Below are 12,848 nucleotides of genomic sequence, written 5' to 3' on the forward strand. Positions count from 1 at the left end.
GTCAATCTTGACCGACAGTGACGCCGGGAGAACAACCATGAGCGCCGAGCCGACCATCATCTACACGCTGACCGACGAGGCGCCACTGCTGGCGACCTACGCCTTTCTGCCGATCATCCGCGCCTTCGCCGAACCGGCGGGCATCACGATCAAGTCCAGCGACATCTCGCTGGCAGCCCGCATCCTGGCCGAGTTCCCCGACCGTCTGACCGACGAGCAGCGGGTGCCCGACAACCTGGCCGAACTGGGCGAGCTGACGCAGAAGCCGGAAACCAACATCATCAAGCTGCCCAACATCAGCGCCTCGGTGCCCCAGCTCGTCGCGGCGATCAAGGAGTTGAGGGGCAAGGGGTACGACCTACCCGACTTCCCCCAGGACCCCAAGACCGACGAGGAGAAGAAGATCCGGGACCGCTACGCCAACTGCTTGGGCAGTGCGGTGAATCCGGTGCTGCGGGAAGGCAATTCGGACCGTCGCGCGCCGAAGGCCGTCAAAGAGTATGCCCGCCAGCATCCGCACAGCATGGGCGAGTGGTCGATGGCCTCCCGTACCCACGCCGCGACCATGAAGCACGGCGACTTCTACCACGGCGAGAAGTCGATGACGCTGGACCGCGCCCGCAACGTGAAGATGGTGCTGGAGACCAAGAGCGGTGAAACCCTCGTACTCAAGCCCAAGGTCGAGCTGCTCGAGGGCGACATCATCGACAGCATGTTCATGAGCAAGAAGGCCTTGGTGGAGTTCTACGAAGAGCAGATGGAGGACGCCCGCAAGACCGGCGTCATGTTCTCGTTGCACGTCAAGGCCACCATGATGAAGATCTCGCACCCGATTGTCTTCGGGCACGCGGTGAAGGTCTTCTACAAGGACGCCTTCGCCAAGCACCAGGAGCTGTTCGACGAACTGGGTGTCAACGTCAACAACGGAATGGTCGACCTCTACGACAAGATCGAGTCGCTGCCCGCATCCCAACACGATGAGATCATTCGGGACCTGCACGCCTGCCACGAGCATCGTCCGGAGCTGGCGATGGTCGATTCGGCCAAGGGCATCACCAACTTCCACTCCCCCAGTGACGTGATCGTGGACGCCTCGATGCCGGCCATGATCCGCGCCGGCGGCAAGATGTACGGCGCCGACGGACGGACCAAGGACACCAAAGCGGTGATGCCCGAATCCACCTTCTCCCGCATCTATCAGGAGCTCATCAACTTCTGTAAGACCAACGGCGCCTTCGATCCGAAAACCATGGGCACCGTCCCCAACGTGGGCCTGATGGCGCAACAGGCCGAGGAGTACGGCTCGCACGACAAGACCTTCGAGATTCCCGAGGACGGCGTCGCCAACATCGTCGACCTGGAGACCGGAGAAGTGCTCCTCACCCAGAATGTTGAAACCGGGGACATCTGGCGGATGCCCATCGTGCGGGACGCACCCATCCGGGACTGGGTCAAGTTGGCGGTGACCCGCGCCCGCCTCTCCGGCATGCCTGTGCTGTTCTGGCTGGATCCCTACCGGCCGCACGAGAACGAGCTGATCAAGAAGGTCAAGACCTACCTGAAGGACCACGACACCGAGGGTCTCGACATCATGATCATGTCGCAGGTACGCGCCATGCGGTACACGATCGAACGCCTGATCCGCGGACTGGACACGATCGCGGCCACCGGCAACATCCTGCGTGACTACCTCACCGACCTGTTCCCGATCCTGGAGCTGGGCACCAGCGCCAAGATGCTGTCCATCGTGCCGCTGATGGCCGGCGGGGGAATGTATGAAACCGGTGCGGGCGGTTCGGCGCCCAAACACGTCAAACAATTGGTGGAAGAGAACCATCTGCGCTGGGATTCACTCGGCGAATTCCTGGCGCTGGCCGTCAGCCTCGAGGACTTGGGCCGCAAGAACGACATCGAGCGCGCCAAGGTCCTGTCCAAGACGCTCGATGCGGCTACCGGCAAGTTGTTGGAAAACAACAAGGGCCCGTCACGCAAGACCGGTGAGCTCGACAACCGGGGCAGCCAGTTCTACCTGGCGCTGTACTGGGCGCAGGAACTCGGCGCGCAGACCGAGGACAAGGAGTTGCAAAAGCACTTCGCCGCGCTCGCCGAGAAGTTGGCCGACAACGAAGAGGCCATCGTGCGCGAACTCAACGAGGTCCAGGGCCAAGAGGCCGACATCGGCGGCTACTACTTCCCGGACCCGGAGAAGACCGCGGCGGTGATGCGGCCGAGCAAGACATTCAATGCGGTGCTGACGGGTGACAAGGGCTGGGAAGACCCACGCGCTGAATCCCTCTAGGTCGCCTTAGGCCGCTTGCTGGCTGTCGCGGGCCCGCGCGTAGAGCCCCGGGTCGTGAGCGCAGACGATGAGCAGGCCGGGTTCTTGGCGGTGGTACAGCTCCGTCAAGCGGTCCTGGTTGGCGCGAAGCTGTTTGCGGTCGAAGGCGAACATGGTTTCTTGAGCGCTGAGCACCCGAGGAACTCGCGAGTGCCCGTCGATGGTGCCGGGGTGATAGAAAGCGTCGCCGCAGTGCAGGATCCAGCGGTGGCCGGCATCGACCGCGACCGCGGCGTGGCCACGCGTATGACCGGGCATGGGAACCAGCACAACCCCCGGATCGATGGCATCGAGGGGTTTCGCGGCGGCGAAACCTCGCCATGATTCGCCGGCCGGGCCGTGCTCGACCAAGCTGGGCCCGTGCGCCCATTGCCCGCTGCGGTAACGCAGCTTTTCCCGCGCCGAGGGTGCGTGCACGGCGCCGAGCGCTTCGGCCGCGGTGACGTGAATTCGCGCGTGCGGGAAATCGGCGATGCCGCCGATGTGGTCGAAGTCGAAGTGGGTGATGACGATATGCCGGACGTCGGTGGGGTCGAAGCCGAGTTCTTCGATCTGGTGGACCGCGGTCTCCCGGCGCGACAACACCGGCCGCAGGAAATGCCGGAAAGGGCCGATCCTGCTTGGATTTTCGCAATCCTGGATGCCGAAGCCGGTGTCGACCAGCGCGAGCCCGTTCCGGGTTTCCATGAGCAGCACATGGGCCACCAGGGGCGCCCCCGGCATGTTCATGGTGCCGCAGTTGAGATGGTGAACTTTCACATCCGACATCAGTGGCTCCCTGCCGACCTCTGCATCACCAACTCGACGCCGGCCACCACCAGGTCAGGTTGGTGGATCTGAATGAAGTGGTCGCTACCGGCGGCCACCAGGTGCGGTGTTTGCGGCCGCAGTGCGACGAGATCGGCAGCACCGTCGCGCCATGCCTGTTCTAACTGCGGGCCTCTTTCGGCCGGGACGTCCGGGGGAATGATGAAGGGCTCGGTTCTGGTGAGCACGGCGATGGGGATGGGCGGAAACGGGGCAGCGGCGCCCACCTGCTCGACGCTCTTGTCGATGTCGATGAGTTCGAACGACCGCGCAGTGGCGAACTGCGGCAACGGGCCATCCAGCGCCTGCCGATAAGCCGGCCAGTCGGATGCCATGAGGCTCGGGATTTCGACGGCGAAGGCGTCGACGAAGACCAGCGCACGCACCTGTGTGGGATAGGTCTGCGCGTACAGCCGGACGAACAACCCGCCCAGTGAGTGCCCGACCAGGATGTACGGCCCCCGCAGCCGGGCGTTTCCGAGCACCGCATGCAGGTCGGAAACGACGTCTTGGGCGGTGCGGGGCATCGGAGCCGGCGAACTGCGGTCGGTAATGGCGGGCGGGGGGGACGAGCGCAGGGTTCCGGGCCGGTCGTAGGCGCACACCCGATGCTCCCGGGCAAGCGCGGGCAGCACGGCCGGGCCTACCGCCGGCGCGGCAGCATCGGACACGCTCCACAGATCCGACGCATTGTGGTAGCCGGACTCCAAAATGATTGTCGGGCTGCCCTTTCCGCGACACTCGAGATAAAGGTGCCTGCCGTTGCCGATGTCGATCGGACCGCTGAAGTCCCCCGATATGCCGGCCGCTCGGGCCGGGCGGCTGTTCACTGGGTCAGCGGCGCATCCCGTCAGCGCAACCAGCAATGCGAGAGTCAACGCGAATCGGTTCATCGGCTAGTCAACGAGTTGACGCAACTCCTCGATGAGCTTGACCCGCTCGGCGGGTGACCCCGCCATGGGCGTCACGTTCAGCGTCGTCACCCCCGCCTCGCGGAATGCCGCGACTCGCTCCTTGACGAACTCGCGGGTGCCGATCAGGTTGACGTCGCGGACGAGTTCGTCGGGCACCACCTTGGCCGCACCATCCTTGTCGCCGGCGAGGTAGAGCTCTTGGATGCGGTCGGCCTGCGGTCCGTAACCGTATTTGGTGGCCAGCGTGTGATAGAAGTTCTTGCCCTTGGCGCCCATTCCGCCGATGTAGAGGGCCAAGTGGGGTTTGACGAATTCCCTTAGCGACTCGACGTTTTCGCCGATGGCCAGCGCCGGGCCGGCGTACACCTCGAGCGGCCCCAGCGCTGGGTCGCGCTTGGCCTGGCCGGCGGCCAGCGACTCGCCCCACACGTCCTGCGCCTTCTCCGGCAGATAGAAGATCGGTTGCCAGCCCTCGGCGATTTCGGCGGCCAGTTCGACGTTCTTGGGGCCGAGTGCGGCGACCAGTATCGGAATGCGTTCCCGCACCGGATGATTGATGAGCTTCAGCGGCTTGCCCAGCCCGGTGCCCTGCCCGGCCGGCAGTGGAATCGTGTAGTGCTTGCCCTGGTAGTCAAGGGTCTCGCGACGCCACACCCGACGGCAGATCTCGACCACTTCCCGGGTGCGGCCGATCGGCGCGTCGTAGGGCACACCGTGAAAACCCTCGATGACCTGGGGGCCGGAGGCACCCAGACCGAGGGTGAACCGGCCGTCGGAGACGTAGTCCAAACCGGCCGCGGTCATCGCGGTCAGCGTGGGTGTCCGGGTGTAGAGCTGCAGGATGCCGGAGGCCAACTCGACGCGTTCGGTGCTTGCGGCCAGGTAGCCCAGCGCGCTCACCGCGTCGAACGAATACGCCTCGGGGACAAAGACAATGTCGAGGCCGGCCCGCTCCAGATCCGCCACTTCGGCGGCGACATCCTTGAAGCCGCCGGCGTAGTTGATGCCCAATCCGATTCTCATGGTCAGCCTGCCTGCGCGGCGAATTCGAGCGCTTCTTGCTGAATCCGGTCGAACTGGGCCCCCATCGCCTCGGACAGTGCGGTTGCACCTGACAGCGGCCGGACCATCACCATGAAGTCGTCGATGAGGCCGTCGTCGTTGAAGTGCAGGAAGTCGCAGCCGGTGATCTTCACGCCCGGCGAGCCCGAAATCCCGGCTTCGAAGACGAACGCGTGATCGCGCCCGTTGGCGTCGGTTATTTCCCGGATGTAGTGAAAGTCCTCGAAGACCCGCAACACACCGCGCAGCAGCGCTGCGGTGATCGGCTTGCCGACATACGGCTTGAACGCCACCGGGCTGGTGAATACGACGTTGTCAGCCAACATCGCCTGGACGGCCGCCAAGTCGCGCGCTTCGACCGCCTTACGGAATGGATGCATGTGGACAAGTTAGACGCCACACCCCGGACGTGTCCATAGGTGATTAATCACTTTGTTGAATAGGTGCGTGGATATATGATCGCCCGATGTCCCTGCGAGACGCCGTGCTGGCCGCGCTGCTCGAGGGCGAGTCGTCGGGATACGACCTGGCCAAGGGCTTCGATGCGTCGGTGGCGAACTTCTGGATGGCCACCCCGCAGCAGTTGTATCGCGAACTCGACCGGCTGGCCGAACAAGGCCTCATCTCAGCCCGCGTCGTCCACCAGGAACGCCGGCCGAACAAGCGGATGTATGCGCTGACCGAGGCCGGCCATGAGGCGATCAAGCAGTTCACCGCGCGGGCACCCAAGCCGTCGGTGATCCGTGACGAGTTGCTGGTCAAAGTCCAAGCCGCCGACGCCGGTGACACGCAAGCGGTCCGCGACTTCATCGCCGGACGACTCCACTGGGCCAGCGCCAAACTGCAACGCTACGAACGGCTTCGGGCCCGCATGCTTGACGGCCGTACCGAAAGGGCATTCCTCGCGGAGACAGAGCGAGTGGGGCCCTACCTGACGTTGCTGCGCGGAATCTCGTTCGAGGAGGAGAACATTCGCTGGGCTGATCATGCGTTGACGATCATCGACCACCGGTACCGGCTATGACCCCAACCCGAAAGCAGCTATCGCGCTTGGGAAGCGGGCCCATCGGATGAGCCGAGAGCCGCGGGTGGTCATCATCGGTGCCGGCCTGGCCGGAATCACCGCGCTGCACGTCTTCACCCAACGTGGCTGCACCGACGTCACCGTCCTGGACAAGGCGTCCGACGTGGGCGGGGTATGGCACTGGAACCACTATCCCGGCCTCACCTGCGACGTGCCTTCGCAGCTCTACCAATTCGGTTTCGCACCGAAGCCCGACTGGTCACACGTCTGGGCCGACGGCCGTGACATCCAGCGCTATCACCGCGAGGTGGTGGATTCGCTCGGCTTGGGCGATCACATCCGGCTGAACACCGAAGTCATTGCCGCACAATGGGGTGCGGACACCGCGAGCTGGACACTGACCACCACCGACGGCGAGCAGATCGTCGCCGACGTCGTCGTCTGCGCCACCGGAGTGCTCCACCACCCGGCGACCCCGGACATTCCCGGTCTCGACGAGTTCGCCGGCCCGGTAGTGCATACCGCGCGCTGGGACGACGAGCTTGAGACACGCGGCAGGCGCGTCGCGGTCATCGGCACCGGATCCACGGGTGTACAGATCGTCTCCGCCCTGCAGCCCAGCGCGGCGGCCATCGCCCACTACGTCCGCTCCCCGCAGTGGATTCTCTGGGCGCCGATGTCGTTGCGCCAGAGCGCTTTTCTCAGCGCGGCGCTGACCCGTTGGCCCAAGGTGCACGACGCGCTGTACCGGGGCCTGCTGTGGGCTTCGGGGATTCTGGCCGACATCACCACCCGGCCGTCGTGGCGCCGGCGCACGGTCCAGGGCTACGCCCGGCTTTGCCTGCGCCTGCAGGTCCGCGACCAAGACCTGCGCAACCGGTTGACCCCCGACTACCAACCGCTGTGCAAACGGCAAGTGGTCTCCGGAACCTATTACCGCGCAATACAATCCGGCAACGCCGAGCTGGTCACCGAACAGATCACCGAGGTGACGCCCACCGGCATCCGCACCGCCGACGGCCGTGACCGCCCCGTCGACGTCATCATCCTGGCCACCGGATTCCACACGCACAACTACATGCGGCCCATGGAGATCACCGGCCGCGACGGCCTGACCATCGACAAGGCCTGGGCCGGCGGTCCGAGGGCATACCGGATGACCGCTATCCCCGGATTCCCCAACCTGTTCACCGTGCTGGGCCCGAACTCGCCCACCGGATCCATCTCTCTGCAGTATTCGGCCGAACGGACGGCCGACTACATCGCGCGGTTCCTGCAGATGCTGCGCGACGGCACGGCAACCTCGATCGAGGTGACCGAGGAAGCCACCGACGAGTTCAACGCCGCGGTGGCCGAGGCGATGACGCCCACGGTGTGGAACACCGGCTGCAACTCCTGGTACCGCACCGAGAACAACACTATCGATCTGTGGCCGTATGACCGCGCGACGCTGACGGCCATGCTGGCCGCCCCGGAGCCCGGGCACTTCGACATCCGCTAAGGCGTGGCGGCCGGCGCCGGCGATTACATTTGCCCGGTGAGCACCGACATCCGCGTTCTGGACAGCGAAGACGAGCTGCTAGCCGCCGCCAAGGTGTTTCGCGCGGCGATGGTCGGCTTGCCGCCACTGCCGAATCTGTCGCCCGGCCAGATCACCAAGCTGCTCGAACCGGGCCGCACCATCGGGGCATTCGTCGACGACGAACTGATCGGCACCGCTGACGCCATAACCGGCCGGCTGTCGCTGCCGGGCGGAGCGACCGTGGCCCACGCCGGTGTGACACACATCGGCGTGCTGCCGTCGTTCACCAGGCAAGGTGTCGCCACCGACCTGGTGCACCACCAGCTGCGCGACTTCGCCGCGCGCGGCGAGGTGGTCGCCACACTGCGCGCCTCGGAGGCGACCATCTATGGACGGTACGGCTACGGCGTCGCCAATTCGGTGCAGAGCGTCGAGGTGCAGACGGCGCGGGCAAGGCTCCGGCCGGGCGTCGAAGCCGGCGGGCCGGTGCGACTCATCGAGGCCGGGCAGGCGTGGGATCTGCTGCCCAGGATCTACCGGGAGAATCGCCCGTCCCGGGCCGGGACGGTTGACCGTCCGCAGGTGTGGTGGGAGAGCCTGCGGCTGCGCAGCGAATCATCGCCGGGCCCTTCATATATCGCGGTGCACGGCAAGCCGGGCGCCGAATCCGGCTTCGTCCGCTACCGCCCCACCGACACCGGCACGTGGTTCGTCAGCGATCAGCGCACCATCATGGTCGAGGATTTCTTCGCCCCCACCACCGAGGCCTATCTCGGGCTGCTGCGTTTCCTGCTCGGCCTGGATCTCATTGACCGTGTGGTGTTCTGGATGCTCCCGCTCGATGATCCGCTGCCTACGCTGCTGCTGGATCGGCGGGCCGCCAAGATCACCGCGCTGCACGATGAAACCTGGCTGCGCGTCATTGACGTCGCAACGGCACTGTCCGCGCGCGGCTATACCGGCGACGGCGCCGTCACCGTCGCGGTCGACGATCCGGTGTTGCGCAACTCGGGCCGGTTCACCATCACCGCCGACGGTGCCGAATCGAGCACCCGGCCGGCCGAAGTACACATCACGATCGAGGGCCTGGGCGCGGTGCTGCTCGGCGGCACTACCTGGCGCAGCCTCGCGGTCTCCGGGCTGGCCCGCGCCGACGATCCGGCGGCGCTCGCGGTGGCCGATCGGCTGTTCGCGGTGCCGCAGGCTCCGTACGCCGGGTTCTATTTCTAGTTGCGGTTCTAGTTGCGCCCAGCGTGCACTGACCGCGATTTTTCGCCGATTTTTTCGCAGTGGGTGCACGTTCGGCGCAGCCGGACCGGTTTGCGCCGAGGGCTGGTGAGTGAGTACTCTCTCACCCATGCTCGCCTCCGGACGTGACCGGCTGCTGGCCGAGGCGCTGAAGCTGTTTGCCGCTAAGGGGTATGCGGCGACGTCGGTCGCCGACATTCAGCGCGCCTCCGGCCTGGCCCCGGGATCGGGTGCGCTGTACAAGCACTTCGCCTCCAAGCGTGAGCTGCTGGAGGCGGCGGTCAGCCACCGCATCGACAGCGTGGTCGCCGCGCGCGAGGAGTACGAGGCCGGCCGGCCGAAGACCGTCGAGGACGCGGTGCGCACCGCCGGGCAGCTGATCTGGAACAACCTGAAGCAGAGTGAGGATCTGCTGAAGGTCATGCTGCGCGAACCCGACGAACTCGGCGATCTCGACGAGAAGACCTGGCAGGTGATCACCGACAACGCCTACCAGCGATTCGCCGACGAACTCGGCAAGGCGAACAACCGCGGACGGATGACCGTCCGCGACCCCGAAGCGGCCGCGGCGGTCGCAATCGGTTCCCTGTCCTATGCCGCCACGCTGCAAGCGCTGACCGGCCGTCTCCCCGGAAACGTTGATGAGAAGCGTTATTTCGAGGCGTGGGTGAGCCAAACGGTCAGCTACCTAACAACCAAGGAGTAGAGCCATGACTTTTTCGCTGCAATTGAGTGAAGACGTAATCGAGGTGCGCGACTGGGTGCACCAGTTCGCCGCCGAGGTCATCCGCCCGGCCGCCGCCGAGTGGGATGAGCGCGAGGAGACCCCGTGGCCGGTGATCCAGGAGGCCGCGAAGGTGGGCCTGTATTCGCCGGACTTCTTCGCGCAGCAGTCCGGCGAACCGAGCGGACTGGCCATGATCACCGTGTTAGAGGAACTCTTCTGGGGCGATGCCGGTATCGCGCTGTCCATCATGGGCACCGGGCTGGCCGCGGCGGCGTTGGCGGGCAACGGAACTCCTGAACAGCTGGGCCGCTGGCTGCCCGAAATGTTCGGCACCGCAGGCGAACCCAAGCTCGGCGCATTCTGTTCGTCAGAGCCCGACGCGGGCTCGGACGTCGGCGCCATCCGCACTCGGGCACGCTACGACGAGGCAACCCAGGAGTGGATCCTCAACGGCACCAAGACGTGGGCCACCAATGGCGGCATCGCAAACGTGCACATCGTCGTCGCATCGGTCTATCCCGAGCTCGGTACCCGCGGCCAGGCCACCTTCGTCATCCCGCCGGAGACGCCGGGATTGGCGCAGGGGCAGAAGTTCAAGAAGCACGGAATCCGCGCTTCCCACACCGCCGAGGTGGTTCTCGACAACGTCCGGATTCCCGAGGACACGATCCTGGGTGGCCGCGAGAAGTTCGAAGCCCGGATCGCCCGAGTCAAATCCGGTGCCTCCGCCGGTGGGCAGGCGGCGATGAAGACCTTCGAACGCACCCGGCCCACCGTCGGCGCCATGGCCGTCGGTGTCGCCCGCGCCGCCTATGAGTACGCACTCGAATATTCTTGCCAGCGCGAACAATTCGGCCGCAAGATCGGCGAATTCCAGGCGGTGGCGTTCAAGCTGGCGGACATGAAAACCCGCATCGACGCGGCCCGGCTGCTCGTCTGGCGGGCCGGCTGGATGGCCCGCAACAACCAGAACTTCGACGCGGCCGAAGGGTCGATGGCCAAGCTGATGGCCAGCGAAACCGCGGTGTACGTCACCGACGAGGCCATCCAGATCCTCGGCGGCAACGGGTACACCCGCGACTACCCGGTGGAGCGAATGCACCGCGACTCGAAGATTTTCACGATCTTCGAGGGAACCAGCGAAATCCAGCGCCTGGTGATCTCGCGCGCGCTGACTGGCTTGCCGATCCGTTAGCCCAGAAGCCGCGGGCTAGGGTCGGCGAATGCGAGTCGTGCTGGCAGCGTATGGAAGTCGCGGCGATGTCGAGCCCTGCGCCGCGGTCGGCCTGGAGCTGGCGCGCCGGGGTCATAGCGTGTGCATGGCGGTCCCGCCCAATCTGGTCGGCTTCGTCGAGTCGGCGGGACTGATTGCCGTCGCCTACGGCCCGGACTCGCGGGAAGAGCAGAATCCGGCGTCGGATCTGGCGCGGAAGTTCGCTACGCAGGTGCAGAATCCGGTCAGCATGCTGTCGGAGGTGATCGAGCATGTCAGCCTGGTCAACCTGGACAAGAGCGCGACCCTGACGTCGCTCACGGACGGCGCCGACCTGCTGGTGGCCAGCTTCAACGAGCAAGGGCTGGCCGCCAATGTCGCCGAGTATCAAGGTATTCCACTGGCGGCCGTGCACCCGTTCCCGGCGCGGATCTGGGCCTCCGGCGGGGCGGCACCGCTCATCACGACGGCGGTGGAAGGCGCTCAGCGCGCCGCACTCGGGTTGCCGGAGGCCGAGCCGGCGCCACCGGCGCTGGAGATACAGGCCTACGACGAACTGTGCTTGCCCAAGCCCGCCGACCAATGGGTGCAGCCCGATGCCCGCCGGCCCTTCGTCGGCGCATTGACGCTGCAGTTGCCGACGGACACCGACGAGACGGTGCTGTCCTGGATCGCCGCGGGAAAGCCGCCCATTTTCTTCGGCTTCGGCAGCACGCCGCTGGCGCGCGCCGCAGACACCGTGGCCATGATCGAGGCGGCCTGCGCGCAGCTGGGCGAGCGTGCACTGATTTGCGGCAACGGCATCGAGCCAACCCAGAGCGACCATTTGATGGCCGTCGGCGCGGTGAACCACGCGGCCATCTTCCCGGCATGCCGCGCGGTGGTTCACCACGGTGGCGCCGGCACCACGGCCGCGGGCATGCGGGCCGGCATCCCCACTTTGATCCTCTGGTTCTGGCTCGATCAACCGCTCTGGGCGGCCGCGGTCACCGAACTGGAAGTAGGTGCAGCACGGGCATTTTCGGCAACCACCCGCGACTCCCTGGTCTCCGACCTGGGCGCCATTCTCGGCCCGGGATCTGCGGTCAGAGCCCGGGCGGTGGCCGCCGAGATGACCGATCCCGCGGTAAGTGTCGCCGCTGCCGCCGATCTGCTGGACGGCCTGGCTAGGCCTGGCTAGGCCTGACTAGGCGGCTATCCCCACCCGCCGCACAATCCCCTTGACCGGAATCGGGGTGTTGCTGACAACGCTGAGCCCGGCCAGCCGGCGCCACGAGCGGATGGCCTGACGAGTGATCTCCACGATCCGGCGCGGGTCGGTTTCGCCGATCGCCATTCGGTGAGCGCGCAGGGCGTTGCCGGTCACGGCGTCCAGCGTGACCGAGTCGTCGGGGTCGACGAGTGAGGTCGACTGGTAGGCGGCGCGCACCGCATACCGTTCGGCACCCACCGGCATGTTCGCGCTGAGGTCGCGCGCGGTGCGCGCGGCGCTGTCCCAGGCCGCGATCGACGGCATGTCGCCGGGGCCGAGCCGGCGATGTAGTTCGGCGATGTCGTTGATCACCCGAGCCGCAGCATCCCCGGCGTATCGCACGACACCCCAGGGCGGGCTGGTCAGTAGCTTGTCCACCCAGATGTGCATGACGTGATCGGTGAACTCTGCGGTCCCGACGGTCAGCCAGCCGAGGTCGAGGGCGACGAAGCTGTCTTGCGGAGACAAGTAGCCGTCCGGCCCGGCCAGCAGGTCGTTGCACAGTTGAACGAAGGCGGCCAGCGGGCGCGCCGAAGTCGCCGGAAAGTCGGTGATGTGCGCGTCGCCGTTGATGTAGGAAATGGCGTTCATGGCGCACCCTTTAGCGGATCCCGGCTGGTGTGATCCCCTGGCCAGGCGCAACGGGTGGGCGATGCGATCGAGGTCCATATGGGCTGCTTCCGACGAGTGCGCTTCAAGCGCACTCTATGGCAACCGCAGTTTGCGGTACGCCCGCGACAC

Annotated in this window: 12 protein-coding genes; 7 read left to right on the forward strand and 5 right to left on the reverse strand. The window is 66.0% G+C overall.

From position 1 onward, the window contains the following. The first annotated feature begins 37 nt into the window (after positions 1–37). A complete protein-coding gene (locus BST12_RS16680; RefSeq protein WP_083114241.1) occupies positions 38–2,299 on the forward strand; it encodes an NADP-dependent isocitrate dehydrogenase in 2,262 nt (753 codons plus the stop codon). Between the two features lie 6 nt (positions 2,300–2,305). On the opposite strand, the gene BST12_RS16685 is transcribed toward BST12_RS16680, so the two are convergent. The 4 genes from BST12_RS16685 to BST12_RS16700 all read right to left on the reverse strand — a co-directional run bounded on the left by BST12_RS16685 (position 2,306) and on the right by BST12_RS16700 (position 5,501). Then, positions 2,306–3,097 carry an MBL fold metallo-hydrolase gene (locus BST12_RS16685; RefSeq protein ID WP_083114267.1) on the reverse strand — a complete coding sequence of 264 codons (792 nt, stop codon included), beginning with the start codon at positions 3,095–3,097 and terminating at the stop codon, positions 2,306–2,308. Between the two features lie 8 nt (positions 3,098–3,105). After that, the gene (locus tag BST12_RS16690) at positions 3,106–3,975 is read right to left on the reverse strand and encodes an alpha/beta fold hydrolase (protein ID WP_211281290.1); all 870 of its coding nucleotides are present in this window, start codon (positions 3,973–3,975) and stop codon (positions 3,106–3,108) included. 66 nt (positions 3,976–4,041) lie between these two features. Continuing rightward, entirely contained in the window at positions 4,042–5,082 is a 1,041-nt protein-coding gene (locus BST12_RS16695) for an LLM class F420-dependent oxidoreductase (RefSeq protein WP_083114243.1), read from the reverse strand. A gap of 2 nt (positions 5,083–5,084) precedes the next feature. After that, complete coding sequence (locus tag BST12_RS16700; protein ID WP_083114244.1) at positions 5,085–5,501, reverse strand: nuclear transport factor 2 family protein; 417 nt, start codon at positions 5,499–5,501, stop codon at positions 5,085–5,087. 86 nt (positions 5,502–5,587) lie between these two features. Between BST12_RS16700 and BST12_RS16705 the strand changes: the two genes are divergently transcribed. From BST12_RS16705 to BST12_RS16730, 6 genes are all read left to right on the forward strand, one after another. Next, on the forward strand, positions 5,588–6,145 hold the full coding sequence (locus BST12_RS16705; RefSeq protein ID WP_083114245.1) for a PadR family transcriptional regulator: 558 nt from the start codon (positions 5,588–5,590) through the stop codon (positions 6,143–6,145). Between the two features lie 46 nt (positions 6,146–6,191). Continuing rightward, positions 6,192–7,646: a flavin-containing monooxygenase gene (locus BST12_RS16710; RefSeq protein WP_083114246.1), complete on the forward strand. Its 1,455-nt coding sequence runs from the start codon at positions 6,192–6,194 to the stop codon at positions 7,644–7,646. A gap of 36 nt (positions 7,647–7,682) precedes the next feature. After that, positions 7,683–8,897: a GNAT family N-acetyltransferase gene (locus BST12_RS16715; protein WP_083114268.1), complete on the forward strand. Its 1,215-nt coding sequence runs from the start codon at positions 7,683–7,685 to the stop codon at positions 8,895–8,897. A gap of 127 nt (positions 8,898–9,024) precedes the next feature. Then, entirely contained in the window at positions 9,025–9,621 is a 597-nt protein-coding gene (locus BST12_RS16720) for a TetR/AcrR family transcriptional regulator (RefSeq protein ID WP_083114247.1), read from the forward strand. 4 nt (positions 9,622–9,625) lie between these two features. Continuing rightward, positions 9,626–10,837, forward strand: a complete 1,212-nt coding sequence (locus BST12_RS16725; protein WP_083114248.1) for an acyl-CoA dehydrogenase family protein — start codon at positions 9,626–9,628, stop codon at positions 10,835–10,837. 28 nt (positions 10,838–10,865) lie between these two features. Further along, positions 10,866–12,035: a glycosyltransferase gene (locus tag BST12_RS16730; RefSeq protein ID WP_083114249.1), complete on the forward strand. Its 1,170-nt coding sequence runs from the start codon at positions 10,866–10,868 to the stop codon at positions 12,033–12,035. Between the two features lie 6 nt (positions 12,036–12,041). Here BST12_RS16730 and BST12_RS16735 read toward each other — a convergent pair whose 3' ends face one another. Then, positions 12,042–12,776 (reverse strand): hypothetical protein, encoded by a 735-nt coding sequence (locus tag BST12_RS16735; protein ID WP_083114250.1) that lies wholly within the window; start codon positions 12,774–12,776, stop codon positions 12,042–12,044. Positions 12,777–12,848 lie beyond the last annotated feature (72 nt).

The sequence above is a fragment of the Mycobacterium angelicum genome (assembly GCF_002086155.1).
GTDB lineage: Bacteria > Actinomycetota > Actinomycetes > Mycobacteriales > Mycobacteriaceae > Mycobacterium > Mycobacterium angelicum.

What these genes read in the sequence shown, in the direction of transcription:
- BST12_RS16710 (WP_083114246.1), top strand. Translation starts at nt 6,192, where the DNA reads ATGAGCCGAGAGCCGCGGGTGGTCATCATCGGTGCCGGCCTGGCCGGA.
- BST12_RS16725 (WP_083114248.1), top strand. Translation starts at nt 9,626, where the DNA reads ATGACTTTTTCGCTGCAATTGAGTGAAGACGTAATCGAGGTGCGCGAC.
- BST12_RS16680 (WP_083114241.1), top strand. Translation starts at nt 38, where the DNA reads ATGAGCGCCGAGCCGACCATCATCTACACGCTGACCGACGAGGCGCCA.
- BST12_RS16735 (WP_083114250.1), bottom strand. Translation starts at nt 12,776, where the DNA reads ATGGACCTCGATCGCATCGCCCACCCGTTGCGCCTGGCCAGGGGATCA.
- BST12_RS16700 (WP_083114244.1), bottom strand. Translation starts at nt 5,501, where the DNA reads ATGCATCCATTCCGTAAGGCGGTCGAAGCGCGCGACTTGGCGGCCGTC.
- BST12_RS16730 (WP_083114249.1), top strand. Translation starts at nt 10,866, where the DNA reads ATGCGAGTCGTGCTGGCAGCGTATGGAAGTCGCGGCGATGTCGAGCCC.
- BST12_RS16695 (WP_083114243.1), bottom strand. Translation starts at nt 5,082, where the DNA reads ATGAGAATCGGATTGGGCATCAACTACGCCGGCGGCTTCAAGGATGTC.
- BST12_RS16705 (WP_083114245.1), top strand. Translation starts at nt 5,588, where the DNA reads ATGTCCCTGCGAGACGCCGTGCTGGCCGCGCTGCTCGAGGGCGAGTCG.
- BST12_RS16720 (WP_083114247.1), top strand. Translation starts at nt 9,025, where the DNA reads ATGCTCGCCTCCGGACGTGACCGGCTGCTGGCCGAGGCGCTGAAGCTG.